Origin of the sequence: Sphingobacterium thalpophilum (assembly GCF_038396785.1) — a bacterium.
Lineage (GTDB): Bacteria > Bacteroidota > Bacteroidia > Sphingobacteriales > Sphingobacteriaceae > Sphingobacterium > Sphingobacterium thalpophilum_A.
The window spans coordinates 2,229,924-2,250,096 of sequence record NZ_CP151087.1 but is presented as its reverse complement, the minus strand read 5'-3'; the positions used below and the strand labels follow the sequence as shown (position 1 = coordinate 2,250,096).

Here is a 20,173-nt window from a genome sequence, read left to right as displayed (position 1 = left end):
TTTTGGCTTAGTTAGCAGGGGCAACGGCAGAGTTGTCGTTTACGATTGGCCAAACGCCAACGCGTGGGAAACTTATCCCTTTATTATCTCCACGCTGTGTATCCTGGCCGAAGTAATATAAGGGCCATCCTTTGAACGTTAATTGTTTCTTTCCATAGACGGTAATGACAGCGATGTCAGCCGTACGAACAAGCGAAGGCAGAGCTCCAGTCTCTTTTTGAAAGATAGGCCAGATCGCATCATTACTGAAATCTGCAGCAGTATAATTGTTTTTGTTGAATTTGTCGGGTTTAAAGGCATACAACGTTCTGCCCTTATCATCGGTCAGGTAAATTGTTTTTCCGGTTCCTTCGGTATAGTCGCCTAAATAGTTTTTAGTATCGTGTCCGATAAGTTGCGCATTCGCAACCATGAGTAAATAATCAGGTTTGGCCACGTACCATATTTTATTGACAGCATCTCCTTTCACCTGACCGGATTGACTATCGCCTGCATAATAGTAAAGCGGCCAGCCCTTAAATGTGTTTTGTTTCGAGCCATCTTCACGTGTTATTTCACCGATCAGGCTTTTGTCAATTTTTAGGTCTGTGCTTGTTTCACTGCTGTAATAAACCGGCCAAGTGGCCAAACAATTACCGCTGCAGGTCGAAGCTCCTTTTGTATCATTCGAAAAGAAATAGAGTGTTTTACCGTCGGCATCGGTCAGAATATTACCAAATTGGGTATTGGCAGACATTTGCACGCCCTTGTTTTTATTTTCGACATTGCCAGGTTCACCATCGCTTTTTGAACATGCAGAAAACAATGTTAAGGTCAATAGACCACCTATAAAAGTTAATTTGACTTGTTTTTGGTTTGATTTCATAATGGTATGTTTTAAAATAATGTCTTGATATTACGATCAGGTCAGCGAAAAGGTTGCTTGGAAATTGAGTCGAAAAAAAATATTTTTTGGAGGCAACCTTTTCGATTATCCTCTCGTATAAGACTTAATACTATATTTATCAAAAGAAAGAAGCAATATCGAGTGGCGATAACAGAAGTTGACGAAAAATCTATCCATATTATTAAAGGATGTATTGATGAGGACCGCAGGGCCCAGAAAGATCTTTACACCATCTACTACGCTATGTCTTTAGGGATATGTCTGCGCTACGCTAATAACAGGGAAGATGCTATCAGTATTTTAAATGAAGGCTTTTTCAAGGTTTTTAAAAACATCAACAAATATGATTTTCAGAAGCCTTTTTCCATATGGATCAAAAAAATCATGACAAATACTGCAATTGATTTTTATCGGGCAAAGATTAAACAGGGCATCTTGGTAGATGTATCCATGTATGAGCGCATACCATTATTGAGGATGATAGCATCAGTCAAAAGTTAAACTATGAAGATTTATTGGCGATGGTACAGCAGCTTCCACCTGGCTACAGGACAGTGTTCAATCTCTATGCGATCGATGGTTATGGACACGAAGAAATTAGTGGCATGCTGGGAATTGCCATTGGAACATCAAAATCTAATCTGCATAAAGCACGTGGTAGACTGGCGGAAATGGTGGAAGTTCAAGGGGTAAAATTTGGTAAAACGGAGGAGAAAAGATGATGGAAAAGGATAAGAATAAGATTGATGAGCTATTTAAGTCGGGCTTAAGTGATGCTAACTTTGACTTTGATGAATCACATTGGCAAGATATAGAATCGCGATTGGACAATGAAAGGCGTGTAAAGAGACGAAAGATCGTCGTCTTAACGAGCTTGGCAGCTACACTTGCAGCAGTTTTAACGATCTTTTTTGTTTGGAATAGCGCGTTATTTAAAACCAATAATTTACCAGGTGAAATAAATACAGCCGGTATTTCGCCTGAAAAGGAGGTTCCGGAGAACAAAACTGTTCAACCTAAGGAGTATTCGCCAGACGAAACCGAACGGGATCAAGATTGGATTGCATTTCAGCCGAACAAACGTGCGAATAATGTGTTCCAGATTTCAAATGAAACCATCGTACTGCAAGATATCCGCTTGGGGAAGATAGCCGATTCAAATCCGATAATCGGGCAAGAAAGAAAACTAAATACTGTATTCACAATTCCAAGCATGGAATATAACAATCAAAGATTGCCTCATTTCAACTTAAGAGAAGAACCGGTTGAAGGGACAGGGGAGCGTCTGGCAGCCATTTATCAGCCTAAAGAAAGTATGGGATCCAATGCGCAGGAAAGAGAACGGTCGGTTGTTAGTTTCTTGGCTGGGCCAGATCTGACAAGCGTGCGGGGGGCAGGTAAATCCTCCCTTAGTGAAAATATCGGTTTGGCCTATTCCTATCCTCTCACAAAAGCACTGCGTGTGTCTGTGGGTGCTACCTACGCTAAAAAGAATTATACGTCAGCGTATAAATTTTATGCGCCATCAAATCCACCGGAAATGGCGCAATTGCCGAGCAATGTGAGCGCTGTATGTGATGTTCTTGATGTACCACTCACAGCGAGTTATACGGTTTTGAAAGGTAAAAAAGTGAAGTTCAATGTCAGTGCAGGACTTTCGAGCTATTTTATGCTAAAGGAAAAATATACCTTCGACTACGAAGGTGGAGGTAGCTATGGCGGATCTCAGAAAAGTGCCGTCTATGAAGTGAATGGAGAGAACCAGCATATCTTTGGTGTTGCCGATTTCTCGATCTCCATTGAGAAGAAAATTAACGATAAAATTAATATTGGCGTAAAACCTTTTGTTAAAATGCCTTTGACAGGGATAGGTTACGGAAATGTAGATCTGGAATCTAAAGGCGTTGCGTTTACCTTGGGAATGAGTTTGTAATGCGGAATCGCTCGGCTTTCGTTTGGGGCATGTTCGGTACAGCTTCGCATCAGGGAGCGCCTCTGGGCGTACTAATCTTCTATTTCATTTCTAATGTGCTGTTCGTATGTGAACAATTCGAATAATAACTGTTCGCATACCTACATTTCATTTTTTGAAGCAGATCCTAATTAGGCTATAATGCGCTTCAGAAGGTATAAATGAACTAGAGGACCCTATGGTATGGTATTTGGCACGGAGCTAACAAAATTGATCTTATGTTCTTTATGCATTTTGAAGTTCAATTTTCATTTTAGTCATTCACTATAAATAAATATATAGGTTGTTTAGCCGCGTCGGGAGATGCGGCTTTTTTTTGAGGGCAAAAAGCCTGATTTGACGAATTTGCCCCTTAAAATAAGAAGATTTTACCCCCCTTCCGTTGTAACGTTTTTGATAATATTGCAAGTGTCAATGCGACATTTTATGGTGTTGGCAATATTAAATAACCAAGAGTGTTTGCCTGATTAGCTGAATACCCGCTCCAAATCATATAAAAAATAGGTGTAGGAAAAGTAAGCTGGCTAAAACTCAAAAACAGCTAAATAACCAAGTTTAATTATGATGAATTTACCAATCAAAAGTGGATTGTTTGATCCTTGAATTCCCAATGAAACGCAATAATGCTACCTCATATTGCCGTACTACGCTTCATCAAAATATTTTAATTACTAAACAGTTTTACTTATGAAAAGAAAAATAGTATTCACACCGTGCTGGCTTTGTTGTATCTGCTTTTTACTTTTAAGCTTACAGCAGACTTATGCGCAGTCAATAACTGTACGGGGCCAGGTTACCGAAAATAATAGGCCACTGGCCGGAGTGACCGTCAAAAATATCGGTTCCACAGTGCAAGCACAAACAGATACACAGGGAAAATATACGATCAGTGCTGCCACAGTCACGGCATTAGAATTTACCTTTCTAGGTTATGCGAAACAGCGCTTTGAATTCAGTCAGCTCAAACAGATCAGCCAAGGGAACTACGAGCTTAACGTGCAACTTGATGCTTCCGAAGGAGATGTTTTGGATGAAGTGGTGGTGGTCGGTTTCGGTTCGCAGAAAAAAACAAACCTGACCGGTTCGGTTGCGGTGGTGGATGCCAAGCAACTAGAAAATAGGCCGGTAAGAAATGCGATCCAGGCACTGCAAGGACTGGCACCAGGACTAAATATTTCCCAAAACTCGGGAACGATGGAAACCAATCCATCCATTAATATCCGAGGGACGGGCACCATCGGAACCTCTTCTTCGGCACCACTGATTTTAATCGATGGTTCTGAAGGGTCTTTGGCGGCACTAAATCCACAGGATATTGAAAGCGTATCTGTATTAAAAGATGCTGGAGCGGCTTCAATTTACGGCTCTAGAGCTGCCTTTGGGGTTATTTTAGTTACTACAAAATCTGGAAAGGCTGGACGTACATCGGTAAATTATAATAATAGCTTTCGTATGAATGCCCCAACATTAATGCCGAAGATGATGGATTCTTATACATTTGCGCAATACTTTAATCAGGCCGAAGTCAACGCAGGTGGTTCACCACATTTCTCCGCGGAGCATTTGCAGCGCATCCTGGATTATCAAAACGGAAGCCTGAAAAATTCGACGATAGTCGATCCAAACAATAAATTGTACTGGGCTGAAGGATATGCCTATGGTAACGACAACAACGATTGGTTCGATGTCATGTATCGGGATCAGGCTTTTGCTCAGGAGCACAACCTAAGCCTCAATGGTGGAACCGAAAAAACAACTTATTACCTTTCAGGTAATATTATGAAACAACAAGGGTTGATGGCCTTCAATACGGATCATTACGACCGTTACGCTGTTGCTGCTAAAATCAATTCTAAAGTATCTGACATCTTTCAGGTAAATTACAACGCGCGATTGGTGCGTGAAGACTACGACCGTCCGGCTGCATTGACCAATAGTTTTTATGATGATTTAGGCAGACAGGGCTGGCCAACGCTGCCTCTGTATGATCCAAATGGATACTTGTTCAGTTCTCCCTCACCTGCACTTGCCATGAAAGAAGGCGGACAGGATAAATCAAGTAAGGATTACATTTACCAACAGTTACAACTCATCCTCGAACCTATTAAAGGATGGCGTACAACTGGTAATTTTAACTATAGAACCACAACTCAATTTCGTCATTGGGACTCGCAGCGTCTTTACAACCATGACGTGAATGGTGATCCGTATCTGTATAAAAACTCATCCAATGTGTACGAATTTGGTTTAAAGGAAAACTACTATAACATTAATATCTTTTCTGATTACGATAAGAGCTGGGGCGACCATCATGTTAAAGTTATGGTCGGTGGTCAGATTGAACACACGGCCTATCGCAATCTCGGTGTGCAACGCGACGGAATCATTATCCCGGATCAACCGGTATTGAATCTGACCTCCGGCACAGACATCAATGGAAAAGCAGTAGTGCCTTCTGTATCTGGCGAATATCAAAAATGGGCAACAGCGGGTTTCTTCGGCCGATTGAATTACAATTATGCAGAAAAATACCTATTGGAAGCTAATTTGCGTTATGACGGTTCATCACGCCATCTGGCGAGCTTGCCCAATGGTGGACAAAATGCATTAGGAACACAATGGGGGGCAGGAGATATCATGTATGCTGATCTTAATGGAGACGGAAAAATAGATGGTGGAAGCAATACAGAGGCCGATCCGGGTGATCGTCGTGTGATTGGAAACAGCACACCGCGTTACTCCTTTGGATTGAATCTGAATGCGGACTACAGAAATTTTGATTTTAGTATTTTCATGCAAGGTGTCATGAAACGCGATTATTGGCAAGGGGGCTACTATTTTTGGGGAGCAACTTCAAAATGGTGGTCAACGGGCTTGGTCGATCATCTTGATTATTTCCGTACTGCAGATAATCCCCTGGGTGAAAATCTTGAAGCATATTACGCACGTCCTGTTTTTGGTACTGCTAAAAACCAGCAGACGCAGACGCGCTTTTTGCAGAACGCAGCCTACATCCGCATAAAAAATATTCAGCTGGGCTATACCTTGCCGAAAGAAACAACAAAACGTTTCGGTGTAGAGCGTTTGCGTGTATACGTTTCCGGAGAAAATATCTGGACCGGCTCAAGTGTAGCGGGAATGTTTGATCCCGAAACTATTGATGGCGGAAGCAACGGAACCGTTTACCCATTGACTAAAGTCTGGTCTGCAGGTTTAAGTGTTACATTTTAAGTCGATTCATTATGAAATTCAATAGTACTATTTTTAGATTGATGCAATTGGGCCTTGTCGCTTTGGTAGGTCTAGCTTCCTGCAATAAATATTTGGATATTGCACCCCCTTCGTCCATTATACCTGAAGCGTATCTGGATGAGGAGTCACAACTTGCTGCCTATACCGTAAATCAATATGCTGGACTATTTCCTTCGCATGGCAACTGGTCATTTGGCACTTTCGGCATAGACGGAAACACAGATAATATGGCTATTCCTACACTCGATAACAAGTTTATTCCGGGCCAATGGCGCGTAGGATCGAGTGGCGGCGACTGGGATTTTTCAAGTATTTATCAGATGAATTATTTTATAAATACGGTGGTTCCCAAATGGAAAGAAAATCGTATTCTCGGAAATTCCAATAATATTTCACATTATATCGGTGAAGCCTATTTTTTACGGGCCTACGTTTACTTTGGGAAATTGCAGGCCTTGGGTGATTTTCCTATTATTCGCAATGTGATGTCGGATAAGGACAAGAATATTTTGGTAGAAGCAAGTAAGCGGTCGCCAAGAAATGAAGTCGCTCGTTTTATTCTTTCTGACTTGGATTCGGCTATTACCTTGCTGAACCAAAGTTCTCCTGATGGTAAAAAACAGCGGATCTCAAAAAATGTAGCCCAGCTTTTCAAGTCCCGAGTAGCTTTGTACGAAGGTACCTGGCTCAAATACTTCAGCGGAACCGCATTCGTCCCTAAAGGACCAGGGTGGCCTGGTGCAGCAAAATCATACAATAGCAATTATGCATTTCCGACGGGAAGTATTGCTGGAGAGATCGACTACTTTTTAACGCAGGCCATGGAATCTGCAGCAGCGGTTGCTGATAATGTGCCGCTGGTGAGCAATACCGGGATAATAGAATCTGCCAACAATGAGAATCCTTACTTCAGTATGTTTGGTGCCGTGGATATGTCCAGCTATGGCGAAGTACTTTTGTGGCGACAATATAATCAAAGCCTGGTGACACACAATGTACCGGTATATGCACAGCGCGGCAATTATGCGGTTGGTTTGACACGCGGCCTTGTTGAAAGCTTCCTGATGTCCAATGGACTGCCTATTTACGCTTCCGGCAGCGGTTATGCGGGCGATGATTACATTGCAGATGTTCGGAAGAATCGCGATGGTCGTTTACAATTGTTTTTAAAAGAGCCCGGCCAAAAGAATGTATTGGTCAATATTGGACAAGGTACGCACTATACCCTTATTGAGCCCACACCGACTGTTTACGATACCGATTGGGAAAGACGTTATACAACGGGGTATACCATACGTAAAGGCATTTCATACGACGGTTTACAAACGCTCAACGGTCAGGGATTTACCGGTAGCATTACCTTCCGAGCCACGGAGGCTTACCTCAATTACATGGAGGCCTGTTATGAAAAGAATCAAAATTTAGATACGAAGGCACAGGCCTACTGGCGTGCACTGCGTACGCGGGCTAAGGTCGATCCTGATTTCAATGCGACCATTGCGGCAACGCAAATGGATAAAGAAAAGAAAGACTGGGGCGCGTATTCAGCAGGACAGTTTATATCACCAACCTTGTACAATATACGTCGCGAACGTAGAAGCGAACTTATGGCGGAAGGTCTGCGTTGGATGGATCTCAAGCGTTGGCGGGCAATGGATCAGCTGATTACAACAGCAGACCATTTTGAAGGTTTTAAACTTTGGGGACCGATGAAAGATTGGTATAAACCCGAACAGCTGATTTATGGTGCTACCAATGATAAATCTGTCGTTTCGGATCCCGCACGGAGTGAATACCTCAGACCATTGGAGATCAGAAGCAATGCCCTGTCTTATACCGGTGTAAAATTTGCCATGGCACATTACCTCGCACCCATTGCCATAGAACATTTCCAGTTGGCTTCGGATGATGGAACAGCAGAAAATTCTGTTATTTATCAAAATCCAGGATGGTCACTTATCAGTGGAACTGCCCCAACCGGACTGTAGAAAATATGAAAATGGATATGTGTCATCTCATTATTACACAAATACGAATATATCCCTCTTTTTGACTCAATATCCCCCTTGATCACGCAGAAAAAGGGGGATATTTTTGTTTATTGATCATCAAGAGCTGTTAGCTCAAAGAAACTTAAACTAAATCATGAAAAAACTTTTATCTGTCTGTCTTAGTTTGCTGTCAAGTTGTTTTACTGCATATAGTCAACAGCCCGTCCCACCACAGTATACATTGGTATGGTCGGATGAGTTTGATTATAATGGTGCACCCGACACGACTAAATGGAGTTATGAAGAAGGTTTCAAACGTAACCGGGAAGAGCAGTGGTATCAAAAGGAAAACGTTTCCTGTCGTAATGGCCTGTTGGTTATTGAAGCAAAAAAAGAACAACGTAATCATCCGGGTTTTATTCAGGGCAGTCCTGATTGGATTGCCGGCCGTAAAAAGATAACCTATACTTCGGCTTCGATAAATACTTTGGGAAAGCAGAGTTGGAAATACGGGATTTTTGAAATCCGGGCACGTATCCCAGTTGGCGAGGGCCTTTGGCCTGCATTCTGGACGTTAGGCACCACTAAAGAATGGCCATCCAATGGTGAAATAGATATTATGGAATATTACCGCGGCAATATATTGGCCAATATCGCAACCGGTACTGACCAACGCTGGAAAGCACATTGGTTTGGTAAGACGAAAGCAGTCAAAGATCTTGGCGGAAAGGCTTGGGCAGATCAGTTCCATACCTGGCGAATGATTTGGGATGAAGACGCTATTACGCTTTATGTGGACGATATGGAAATGCTTCACGTTCCAATGGATCAACTGGTCAATCGGGACGGTACAGGATTCATTCCATTTACCCAACCACATTATCTCCTGTTAAATTTGGCCCTTGGTGGAATAAACGGTGGCACGATAGCTGATAAATTACTTCCCGCTAAATATGAAATTGATTATATCCGGGTCTATCAAAAAGTAAAACGTGCTGAAATGAATAGCTTTACGCCAGGGGAAATATGGAAAGACCAATCCGGTGATGTGATCAATGCCCATGGCGGCGGCGTACTTCATCAAAATGGAAAATATTATTGGTATGGTGAGAAACGTGGCGGAACGACATCCCAGGGCGTCAATGTGTACTCATCCAATGATTTGTATAACTGGAAGTTTGAAGGATTGGCTCTCACACCTAGCGCAGATTCTACAAGCGATATTGCCTGGGGCTGTATTATGGAACGGCCAAAGGTTATCTATCATGAGCAGCTGAAGAAATATGTGATGTGGTTCCATCTTGAGTTGAAAGGGCAAGGCTATGCAGCAGCCAGGGCCGCCGTTGCTACCAGTGACTCTCCGCTTGGGCCGTTTCAGTTTGTCCACAGCTTCCGGCCAAATAACAATATGTCACGTGATATGGGTTTATTTGTAGACATCGATGGCAGGGCTTACCAAATCTATTCATCGGACGAAAACTATGCCTTACGCCTGGTTCAATTAACCGATGATTACCTGCATGTGACAGCAAAAGATTCCTTACTCTTCCGGAATCATCGGGAAGCCCCAGCTTTATTCAAGCATAAAGATCAGTATTATCTGATCACCAGCGGATGCACCGGCTGGGCTCCAAATCGTGCAGAGCTCCATGTCGCTAAGAGTCTTTTTGGCCCCTGGAAATCCCTAGGGGATCCAATGCAAGGGCCAAATTCGGCTTTGACTTATGGCGGTCAATCCACATTTATTCTTCCTGTCGCAGGAAAAACAGATGCCTTTATCTTTATGGCCGACCGCTGGAACCCCAAAGATCTTATGGATAGCAGATATATCTGGCTACCGGTAGGTCTCCAGAATGAAAAAGTACAGATAAATTGGAAGGATCAATGGGATTTAAGTGTATTTCACTAGGCCTGCCGTATGGCCGTATTTAACCTACATTCTGTGAAACAAACCACTCTTTTTTGAATTGATTTCTTAATCGCTAAATAATAAAACATGCAGTTTGTGAATAAATTGGTGCTTATTCTACTCTATAGTTTGATATTCAATTTTGGACATGCGCAGTCCAGTGTTACCTTGACACATGGACCGCGTAAAATGCAACAGCTAGATACTCTTGTCCGAAAAGGAATCCCTTGGTTGGATGAAACGATAACCGAAGAAAACCGGCTGCCCATGCATACCGATTTTGTGACCTTTCCGAATACGTCTCAGATCGTCAATAGCGATTGGCGTGAATCTTCCGCTTATTTAAGTTTGAATGGTCCCTGGAAATTTAAATGGGCAGATAGTCCGTCAAAATTACCGGCCAATTTTGAATCGTTGACTTATGATGATCATCTTTGGGCTAATTTTCAGGTGCCTGCAAACTGGGAACTCAATGGATACGGTTTCCCGATGTATACGACCTCCGGTTTTGAATTCACTTATTTGATCGGAAAACCAAATCCACCAATTGTGCCGATGGATTTCAACCCCACGGCGGTGTACCGCCGAGAGGTAGTCATTCCTGAGGATTGGCAGGGCAAACCTATTATCCTCCATATTGGGGCTGCCAAATCAAATCTATCTGTTTGGGTAAATGGTCAATATGTGGGGTATGGGGAGGATAGCAAATTACCTTCCGAGTTTGATGTAACAAGATATTTGAGAAAAGGAAAAAATCTAATCACAATGCGCGTCATGCGTTGGGGAGTTGCAAATTATTTGGAGGATCAGGACATGTGGCGCCTCAGTGGAATCACACGAGACTGTTATCTGCTGGCACGGCAACCGATATATCTACGTGATATTCAGTTGGCACCGACCCTCAACGATTCTTTTGATGAAGGACAGCTAAATACTAAGCTGATTTTTAACCAGAGCAGTCAAGATGAGTTAAGAGCAGAGGTTTCATTACATAGAAATGGTCGGCTCGTGTCAATTAAAACTGTTAAAGTCTCGGGACAAAAGATGGATATTGCACAGACCATAGAGCGTCCTGCACTATGGTCGGCCGAAATGCCAAATTTATACCAGGTGACTGTTAAGCTAATAGACCACGAGGGTAAACTCAGCGAGGTCGTTCCCCAGCAAGTGGGCTTCCGTCGGGTTGAGATCAAAGAAGGTCAGTTGCACGTGAATGGACAGCCTATACTTATCAAGGGAATAAACAGGCACGAAACAGATCCTGTAACAGGGCATGTGATCTCCAAAGAAAATATGTTGCGTGATGTACAGCTCATGAAAAAGTTCAATATCAATGCTGTCCGTACCAGCCACTATCCCAATGCCGAATATTGGTTGCAACTCTGTGATCAATATGGATTGTATGTGATTGATGAGGCTAATATCGAATCTCATGGCATGGGCTATGATCTGTCTTATACGATGGCCAATAGGCCGACCTGGGAAAAGGCACATGTTGCCCGTGTTGAACGTCTTATTCAGCGCGACCGGAATCATCCCAGCGTAATTATTTGGAGCATGGGCAACGAAGCTGGAAATGGCTACAATTTCTATCGGGCCTACCTCCGGATGAAAGAGCTCGATAAAAGTCGCCCTGTACAATACGAAAGGGCTGTGAATAATTATGGGGAATTAAGATTTGATTAGAATACCGATCTGATTGTTCCCATGTATGCAAGCCCATCGGCGATGAAAAATTATGCAGCGCGCAACCCTAAGCCCCAAAGGCCCTTTATTCAATGTGAGTATGCCCATGCCATGGGAAATTCATTAGGAAACTTTAAGGATTATTGGGACATCATTCGGGCAAATAAAGGAATATTCCAAGGCGGATATATCTGGGATTTTGTGGACCAATGTTTTATTAAAATCAACGCTAAAGGCGATACGGTTTATACCTATGGTGGAGACTATGAGCCTAAGGAAGCCATAACGGACTGGAATTATGCTTCCAAAGGCATTTTTTATGCTAATAGGACACCCTATCCGCATGCCTGGGAAATGAAGAAAGTATATCAAGATATCCATAGCAGCCTAATGAAGGAGAAAAAGATACAGGTTTACAATGAACGTTTTTTTACCGGACTTGACAATGTTGAACTTCAATGGGAGCTTATTGTTGATGGAAAGAAAGCCCAATCTGGTTTAATCAGTCACTTGAATGTGTTGCCGCAACAATCTGGTGTGCTGTTTATCCCTTATCAAACAGATGCACGTGGGGAGAAATTTCTGAATCTGACTTATCGATTGAAAAAAGCCGAACCCTTACTTCCTATGGGGCATATTATTGCAACCGAACAGTTGTCTTTAGGTGGTGTTTTTCAACCTAAGACAACCATTGTGGCACAGGGGAAAATTAAGACTGAGCGAAAAGATGGAAATCTGATTATCTCGGCAAAACAGCTGCAGATGGAGTTTGACCTTAAATCAGGATGGCTGACCAGATATCATTACAAAGGACGGGATTTAATGGATGAGCATGCTTTATTTAAGACTAATTATTGGCGTGCACCGAATGATAACGATTTCGGTGCAAATACACCTGAAAAACTGAAACCTTGGAAACAGGTTACGGATTCTATTGAATTACTTGAAATTAGATCCGAATTAATCGATAGCCTGGTCTATGTCTATGCGGCCTACAAAATGCCTCAGGTATATGGACAGTTAGCAATGAAATACTGCATTAATCAACGGGGTGAAATGCGCATTTCTCAATCATTCACGGCTGACACCACAAAAAAGGTTGCTGTTCTGCCACGTTTCGGCATGCAATGGATCATGCCTGCTGGATTTGAGGCCATTAATTACTACGGTAGGGGACCACAGGAGAACTACATCGACCGTAATTTTGCATCGCATGTCGGAATTTATAAACAGACCGTCGATCAACAGTATTTTCCTTATGTAATGCCACAGGAGACAGGTAATAAGACCGATGTCAGGTGGATGGAAATAAGAAATAAGCAAGGTGAGGGATTGTTTTTTACGGCAGATTCTACTTTCAGTATGAGTGCCTTGCATTATTTTGATAAGGATTTGGACGACGGTCCCAAGCGACAACAACGCCATGCCGCTGACCTTGTCAAAAGGAAACAAACGCAAGTTAATATTGACCTCAGACAAATGGGCGTAGGCGGAATCAATAGCTGGGGAGCATGGCCGCTTCACGAATATACATTGCCGTACAAAGATTATTCATTCTCCTTCGTTATAAAACCAGTCGAATAATTATAGCGTCCTGTACAGCAGAAAGAGCTCGTGATTGTTGTACAGGACTTATTTTACTTTTTAACAATTCAGACTAAGGCCGGTCTACATGGAATTCATTCTGAAATGCTTTTCGGTACTTTTTGACATAGTCGGATGGTGTATCGCCAAACAATTTGTTGAATTGTTGTCTAAAGTAGCGCTGATCGTAAAAACCTGTTAAGTTAGCTACTTCATTAATTTTCGAATCTGTCAAAATAAGCATTTCTGCTGCTTTTTTGAGTCGTACCGACCTGATAAATTCATTGATCGATTTGCCTGAAATTGTTTTAATTTTTTTATAAAGTGACGAATGACTCATCCCCGTTTTTTCGGCAAGGCTTATTACAGTCAATTCTTCCAGTAGGTTCTCTTCAATAATCTCAATGCACCGTTCTATGAATAGCTTGTCTGTGATCGATATCTTTAGCTCATTCGACTGTAATGTGATAGCGTTAAGGAAAAAGTCCTGAAGGTTCTTTTTGTTCTGCAGTAATGTCTTGACCCGAAGCAACAATATTTCCGAATCAAATGGCTTGTGGATATAATCATCGGCACCATATTGAATTCCGGCTAACTTCGTGCCGTCGGAAGTACTTGAAGTAAGCAGGATGATTTGAATATGGTTGAGCGTAGCATTAGATTTTACGGCTTTGCAGAGTGACAATCCATCCATCTCTTCCATGATAATATCACTTATGACCAGATCAGGTTGTTTTTCGTTGATCATAGCTAATGCCTGAACGCCATTACGGGCACCATAGACCGTATATTCTACCTTAAAAATGTCGGTAAGATAGCTGCGGATCGCATCGTCGTCGTCAACCAATAAGATACTGAATTTTTTGCTTGATATGGCCGTTGGAAATGTGGGAGCTGTTTCTGTCACCACTTGTGCATCGTATAGCATTTGAATCCCCGACTCGTTGCGGTGCGCTACATCTGCCAATGGTTCTTCGGCCGGCATTTGTTGTGCCACGATAGGCAAAACGAGGTCGAATGTTGTTCCCGCTGTTGCTGAACTCGTATAACTTATTTTTCCGGCGTGCATTTCAACAAAAGTTTTGACCAGATACATGCCGATCCCGAATCCCGTTTGTTTTTTGGGGCCAGTCAGTGGATCCGAAAAATATTTGTCGAATATTCTATCGCCAAGATGTTCGGGGATACCTTTTCCCGAATCCTTGATCTGAATGGTTAATTCCCTACCCTGTTGCGATAGAGCAATATGAATAGCGCCATCGGAAGGCGTAAATTTAAAGGCATTTGATATGAGATTGCATAAGATGATCTCAATTTTTTCTTTGTCGGCATTGACAAAGACCGGATCGGAATTTTCCTGGAACTGATAATTTATCTTTTGTAATTTTGCCTGGGCAGCGAAATATAGAAATATTTCTTTCATAAAGCTTTGACAGTCGAAAATGCTGGTTTTGAGCTGTTCGGCACCGTCCTCTGTTTTTCTAAATACAAGCAGCTGGTCCACCAAGCTCAAAAGCCTTTTGGCGTTCCTGTGTACTGCCTGAAGGGAAGCCCTGTCTTCAGACTCTTTATTGGTCTTCAGCAGATCTTTAATCGGATTAATAATTAGGGTCAGCGGTGTTCTAAATTCATGCGATATATTGGTAAAAAATGCGTGCCTCTTTTCATTGAGTTCTCTTTCCTTTTGGATGGTGAATTTTGAAAGCTGTATTTCATAATTTAAAGCGATTTGCCTCCTCCGATAGCGCAGATACCATAGCCCCGTATAGATCATAGCCAGCGTGTAAAGCAGGTAAGCCCACCAGCTTCTATACCAAGGCGGGAGAATTTGAATCTCGAGCTTAATCTGCTTATTTGTCCAATTGCCTTCCGAGTCGGTCGATTGAATAAGCAGGGTATAATTTCCTTCATGCAGGCCGTTGTAATTGATAGATCGGGTAGACCCGGCATCGTTCCATTGCTTGTCTAAACCTTCCAAGCGGTATCTATATTTTATCTTTTGTGGCGAATCAAACTCCAAGGCGGCAAACTCCAGCGAAAAAGTAGATTGATTGTAGGGAAGGGTCAATTTGTGAATAGTATTATCTTTTCCAATATCGACCCGGTCGCTCAGTTCGGCAATCTTTTTATTGTTAATTTTAAGACTTGTGATTGCTAAGGCAGGTTCATAAATTTTCAGTTTGATACTATCTGCATCAAAGATGTTAAAACCGTTGTTTCCTCCGAAAAGAAGATGGCCATCTTTGAGCTTAAATGCTGCTCCATAAGAAAATTCGTTGCTTTGAAGCCCATCCGTTTCTTCGTATCGTACAATTTTTTTAGTGGAAGGATCGAACTTCGTGAGGCCATTAAAGGTACTTAACCATAGTTTCCCGGTTTTATCTTCCAAAATATTAAGTACGGCATTGTTACTCAAACCATCATTTGTGGAATAATTTTCGACAATCTTTTTTGATTTGCTATCAAATGCCAAGAGCCCTTTACCTTCTGTTCCTAACCAAAGTCTGTTATTTTTTCCGAGCCGAATGGTACGAACAGGTTTTCCGATTAAATACCTGGCGCTTTTTCGTGTCTTCTTGTTTAGCTGTATGATCTCATTGTAATTCCCCATCCAGATATTGCCTTGTTTATCGTCAATCATGCAATTGATATCATAGATGTCTTCGCTGAAGACTTCAAATTGGTCGCTTGTCGGATTATATGTATATACTCTTCCCTCAGAAAATGTCGCTGCCCAGATCTTCTCATCCTGATCCTTAAAAAGTAATTGTACACTGTTATTTACGACCCCATTTGGCGTCCTGCAAACATAATATTTTAAACCCGAACCTTTTGCATAACGCGCAATGCCCCTTTCGGTTGCGATCCATAGATCTCCGTTAGTTCCGGTCAAAAGATGGTTTATCGTATTGTCTGGCAATTGCTGTGGCCCTTTTTGAAAAGATTGAACCTGATTGGTCTTGTTATCCCATACATAAAGGCCATCACCTTCGGTACCAATCCAGATCTTGTTATCATACTCAACGAAAGAACGTACAAATTTGTGCGCTAAGTTAAATCCCGCATAATGTTTCTGCTGTAAATAATTAAATTTATAGCCGTTGTTATCAATGGTCTCAATGCCGCCCTTTCCGGTGCCAATCCATATTTTATGCTGAGAGTCTATGTAAACCGTATAAATGGTTTTGCTATTCAGTGAAAATTGTACGGGCTGTAGAACATTTTTATTTGCTGCTTTTCCATGAGATAGGTTAAGTATAAAAATGCCATTGTTTTGGGTGGCTAACCAAAGTTTGTTTTGCCCCTCCAGCGTCAGCATGTTGATCTGGCTCGATTTAAGCTCCTGTGGATACAAGGACGAAAGCATATGGTCTTTGATTTTCCAAACAAATAGCCCCTCGTAATTACCAATAAAGAGTTCACCGCTGTTTGTGCTAGCCATACAGGTTGCACTCGTAATAGCCTTCGATACAAGATTCAACTGCTGAGTTTTTTTGTCGAAAGCGTATAAACCGCGTCCCTCTATAAAAACCCATACCATGCCGGTCGCGTCAATATGCGTGGCCGATACGTGGTAGTATAAGGTGGATAGGTTCGATTTATAATCTTTAAAAGCAATTTGTATGGCATATGCTTCTTGATGACTTTTGTAAAATAGCCCCCAGCCGTTTGTGCCGATATAAATATTATTATCACTATCGATTTGAATGGATTTCGTATCGGCATTGAGATGATATGACCGTTTAGATTTTTGGTCTATATAATTTAAACGCGTGAAAGTATCAAAATTTCGGTCGTAGACTCCAATTCCTTGACCAGTTCCTATCCATAATTTTTTATTATGGTCTTCTGCTATACAATAGATATAATTATGCGGAATGCTATTTTCGTTATTTAGCTGATTTCTGTAGGTTTTTATATCATAACCGTCGAATCTGTTTAGCCCATCGTAGGTACCAAACCACATGAAGCCCTGACTATCCTGAAATATAGATTTCACCGAACTATTGGATAAATCTTTATTCATCTCCTTGGGGAATTGCGCGTGGGTCAGCGTGCTTGTGTGAACAAGGATGAGAACGAATATCAGGATCAAGGCCTGACGTGAATGTAGGAGTCTGTTCAAACTAGGCATGTTAGCAGCGATGTTAGTATGGTATTTCCGATATCAGATAATTTATCGATTCTTCCTTATCATAGGTTATTATCTTGAAAACAACTTTTGTGATCAGAAAAAGTCAATTTGAAGATTATATGGTTAAAGATACGATTGTTTTTTAAAATAAGTGTATATTTTACGTTTATTTAAGGCGAACAGTTTTTACGAGTAAGATTTTGCTTCATAAAGCAAAAAGAGGACGGGATGAAAGTAATAAGTGTCTCTATTAAAATAGTGTACAAACCAATTTAAGCAGCTTATGTGCTAGTTTATCAAAAAATACGATACATCTAAATATATGCGGATCAATTTAATCTTATGTCTATTGTTTGTAGGACATTTTTCATTTGGACAGCAATTGAACAAAAAGACCGTACTAGCTCAGCTAAGTAAGGCAAACCAATACTGGCAGTCTCATCATAAGCCCGAAGTTTGGGCGTTTTGGGATCAGGCAGCTTATCATACCGGAAATATGGAATTCTATAAGATTTCAAAATCAGCAGGAGACTTAAAATATTCTACGGATTGGGCGATATACAATGATTGGAAAGGAGCCAAGTCTACCGATACGCAACTGTGGAAATACAACTATGGGGAAACAGACGAACACGTTCTTTTTGGTGATTGGCAAATCTGTTTCCAAACCTATATCGATCTCTATCATTTATCGCCAAGCCCTGAAAAGATTGCACGTGCTCAAGAAGTCATGGAATATCAGATCCACTCCAATAAACAGGACTATTGGTGGTGGGCCGATGGTTTGTATATGGTGATGCCGGTGATGACTAAAATGTATAAATTGACAGGGAATTCACTTTATCTGGATAAGATGTATACTTATTTGCAATATGCCGATAGTATCATGTTTGATCAGGAAGCGAAATTGTATTACCGTGATGCAAAATATGTTTTCCCCAAACACCAGAGCTTACACGGCAAAAAGGATTTTTGGGCCCGGGGCGATGGCTGGGTTTTCGCGGCATTTGCGAAGGTTCTTCAAGATCTACCTGAGGAGGATAAACATTATACCTACTATCAGGCGCGCTTTAAGGAAATGGCAGCCGCTATCATGAGTTGTCAACAGCAGGAGGGATTCTGGACTCGAAGCATGTTAGATTCCGAATATGCACCCGGCAGGGAAACAAGCGGAACCGCTTTTTTTACTTATGGACTGCTCTGGGGAATAAATAATGGATTGCTAAGCGATTTTAAATTTAAAGATGCTGCGGTTAAAGGCTGGAAATATCTTAGTGAGATCGCTTTACAACCCGATGGCAGAGTTGGGTATGTACAACCGATCGGTGAAAAAGCTATCCCCGGACAGGTGGTGGGTACCAACTTTACAGCTCCTTTTGGTGTAGGTGCGTTTTTATTAGCCGGCTCGGAAATGTATCGTTATTTAGCTCAAAAATAGATTGGATTTGAAAATGAAAAATAAGATTTTATTGTTCTTGGTCATTTTTCTGACAGGCCATACTGCCCTTGGACAGGGCTTGAAGGAGAAACCTGTATCAGCAAAGGAGACGGATAGAGCTTTTTGGCTTAAAGAAATGGATCAGATGCTGCGTCCTGTCCTCCGCAGTCTGGCCCATGATAGCCTACGGTTAACTATGCCACAAATGACTTCTATACACGTGGATAATAAGGAACAGCGCATCAAAGTACAATATGTTGAAGTCTTGGGAAGGGTATTGTCAGGCATAGCGCCCTGGCTTTCTTTGGATGGCGGTTCGGCTGAAGAGATAAAGTTACGCGATCAGTATAGAGCATGGACTGTTCAAGCACTTAAAAAGGCTTTGGACAGCAATGCGCGGGATTTTATGCGTTTTGATCTCGGTGGTCAACAACTTGTTGATGCCTCATTTATCGCTTTGGGATTTATGCGAAGTCCTTGGCTGTGGGATCATATCGACAAACAGACAAAAAAGAATTTGGTAGCATCCATAAAAATTACCCGCCAATTTCGGCCGGCTTATTCAAACTGGTTGCTCTTTTCAGCGATGAATGAAGTTTTTTTAGCGAAGTATTCGGATGATTGGGACGTGATGCGCGTTGATTATGCGCTGCAGCAATTGGAACAGTGGTATGTTGGCGATGGAATGTACATGGATGGTCCGCATTACGCGTTTGATTACTATAATAGTTATGTTATCCATCCCTTCCTGGCCGGAATTATGGATTTCATACAGCTGAAAACTAAAAACTATGATGGGATGTTTGCAAAAATCAAGCTCCGCAATGCGCGCTATGCCCTAATTCAGGAGCGGATGATCAATGCCGATGGCAGCTTCCCACCGACGGGAAGGTCTGTAATCTATCGTGCGGCAGCTTTCCATCATCTCGCCGATATGGCTTTCAAGAAACGGCTCCCTGTGGAGCTTAGCGAAGGACAGGTGAAGGCTGCACTGTCTGCGGTACTGAGAAAATCGACCGAAAACCCCAATACGTATGAAAAGGCCTGGTTAACATTGGGTATGTATGGTAACCAGCCGGGCTTGGGCGATCCGTACAATAATCAGGGGAGCCCCTATTTATGTTCAGTAATTTTTTTGCCTTTAGGATTACCCGACGGAGATTCTTTTTGGACAAGTGAAGCAAGCGACTGGAGTGCACGGCGTATCTGGTCAGGACAGGACTGGCATAAAGATCAAAGCAAAGCCATTCAATAACCCCAAATTCCGGTGATAAAACTCCTTTCAAAAGGACTTGGCGGAATCAGCAAATGTATAAAAAA

The 20,173-nt window shown here is 42.0% G+C and carries 11 protein-coding genes and 1 pseudogene; 10 read left to right on the top strand and 2 right to left on the bottom strand.

The annotated features are described in order from the left end of the window. Positions 1-7 precede the first annotated feature (7 nt). Entirely contained in the window at positions 8-865 is an 858-nt protein-coding gene (locus tag AACH28_RS10050; protein WP_286752542.1) for a hypothetical protein, read from the bottom strand. Positions 866-1,027: 162 nt separating this feature from the next. Here AACH28_RS10050 and AACH28_RS10045 point away from each other — a divergent pair, with 162 nt between their 5' ends. The 8 genes and pseudogenes from AACH28_RS10045 to AACH28_RS10010 all read left to right on the top strand — a co-directional run bounded on the left by AACH28_RS10045 (position 1,028) and on the right by AACH28_RS10010 (position 13,280). Next, complete coding sequence (locus AACH28_RS10045; protein WP_201303476.1) at positions 1,028-1,387, top strand: RNA polymerase sigma factor; 360 nt, start codon at positions 1,028-1,030, stop codon at positions 1,385-1,387. Between the two features lie 14 nt (positions 1,388-1,401). Further along, entirely contained in the window at positions 1,402-1,608 is a 207-nt protein-coding gene (locus tag AACH28_RS10040; protein ID WP_407073635.1) for an RNA polymerase sigma factor, read from the top strand. Continuing rightward, positions 1,605-2,819 (top strand): hypothetical protein, encoded by a 1,215-nt coding sequence (locus AACH28_RS10035; RefSeq protein ID WP_333620726.1) that lies wholly within the window; start codon positions 1,605-1,607, stop codon positions 2,817-2,819. Before AACH28_RS10040 ends, AACH28_RS10035 begins: the two co-directional genes overlap by 4 nt. A 726-nt stretch (positions 2,820-3,545) precedes the next feature. Next, the gene (locus AACH28_RS10030) at positions 3,546-6,089 is read left to right on the top strand and encodes a SusC/RagA family TonB-linked outer membrane protein (protein ID WP_341832857.1); all 2,544 of its coding nucleotides are present in this window, start codon (positions 3,546-3,548) and stop codon (positions 6,087-6,089) included. A gap of 11 nt (positions 6,090-6,100) precedes the next feature. Continuing rightward, positions 6,101-8,098 carry a RagB/SusD family nutrient uptake outer membrane protein gene (locus tag AACH28_RS10025; RefSeq protein WP_341832856.1) on the top strand — a complete coding sequence of 666 codons (1,998 nt, stop codon included), beginning with the start codon at positions 6,101-6,103 and terminating at the stop codon, positions 8,096-8,098. Positions 8,099-8,255: 157 nt separating this feature from the next. Beyond that, positions 8,256-10,010: a family 43 glycosylhydrolase gene (locus AACH28_RS10020; RefSeq protein ID WP_341832855.1), complete on the top strand. Its 1,755-nt coding sequence runs from the start codon at positions 8,256-8,258 to the stop codon at positions 10,008-10,010. 87 nt (positions 10,011-10,097) lie between these two features. Continuing rightward, positions 10,098-12,065 (top strand): annotated as a pseudogene (locus tag AACH28_RS10015) (glycoside hydrolase family 2 TIM barrel-domain containing protein); the annotation flags it as partial. After that, entirely contained in the window at positions 12,051-13,280 is a 1,230-nt protein-coding gene (locus AACH28_RS10010) for a beta-galactosidase domain 4-containing protein (RefSeq protein WP_341833110.1), read from the top strand. The pseudogene AACH28_RS10015 and the gene AACH28_RS10010, both read left to right, overlap by 15 nt. Positions 13,281-13,353: 73 nt before the next feature. Here the strand turns inward: AACH28_RS10010 and AACH28_RS10005 are convergent, their stop codons facing one another. Next, positions 13,354-17,406, bottom strand: coding sequence for a two-component regulator propeller domain-containing protein (locus tag AACH28_RS10005; RefSeq protein ID WP_341832854.1), 4,053 nt, complete (start codon positions 17,404-17,406; stop codon positions 13,354-13,356). Between the two features lie 331 nt (positions 17,407-17,737). Between AACH28_RS10005 and AACH28_RS10000 the strand changes: the two genes are divergently transcribed. Next, positions 17,738-18,853: a glycoside hydrolase family 88 protein gene (locus AACH28_RS10000; protein WP_341832853.1), complete on the top strand. Its 1,116-nt coding sequence runs from the start codon at positions 17,738-17,740 to the stop codon at positions 18,851-18,853. A 13-nt stretch (positions 18,854-18,866) separates the two neighbouring features. Next, positions 18,867-20,108: a DUF2264 domain-containing protein gene (locus AACH28_RS09995; protein ID WP_341832852.1), complete on the top strand. Its 1,242-nt coding sequence runs from the start codon at positions 18,867-18,869 to the stop codon at positions 20,106-20,108. Positions 20,109-20,173 lie beyond the last annotated feature (65 nt).

Bases quoted from the DNA above. Each gene is read 5' to 3' on its own strand.
- AACH28_RS10050 (WP_286752542.1), bottom strand. From the start codon at position 865: ATGAAATCAAACCAAAAACAAGTCAAATTAACTTTTATAGGTGGTCTA.
- AACH28_RS10035 (WP_333620726.1), top strand. From the start codon at position 1,605: ATGATGGAAAAGGATAAGAATAAGATTGATGAGCTATTTAAGTCGGGC.
- AACH28_RS10030 (WP_341832857.1), top strand. From the start codon at position 3,546: ATGAAAAGAAAAATAGTATTCACACCGTGCTGGCTTTGTTGTATCTGC.
- AACH28_RS10025 (WP_341832856.1), top strand. From the start codon at position 6,101: ATGAAATTCAATAGTACTATTTTTAGATTGATGCAATTGGGCCTTGTC.
- AACH28_RS10020 (WP_341832855.1), top strand. From the start codon at position 8,256: ATGAAAAAACTTTTATCTGTCTGTCTTAGTTTGCTGTCAAGTTGTTTT.
- AACH28_RS10010 (WP_341833110.1), top strand. From the start codon at position 12,051: ATGAAGAAAGTATATCAAGATATCCATAGCAGCCTAATGAAGGAGAAA.
- AACH28_RS10000 (WP_341832853.1), top strand. From the start codon at position 17,738: ATGCGGATCAATTTAATCTTATGTCTATTGTTTGTAGGACATTTTTCA.
- AACH28_RS09995 (WP_341832852.1), top strand. From the start codon at position 18,867: ATGAAAAATAAGATTTTATTGTTCTTGGTCATTTTTCTGACAGGCCAT.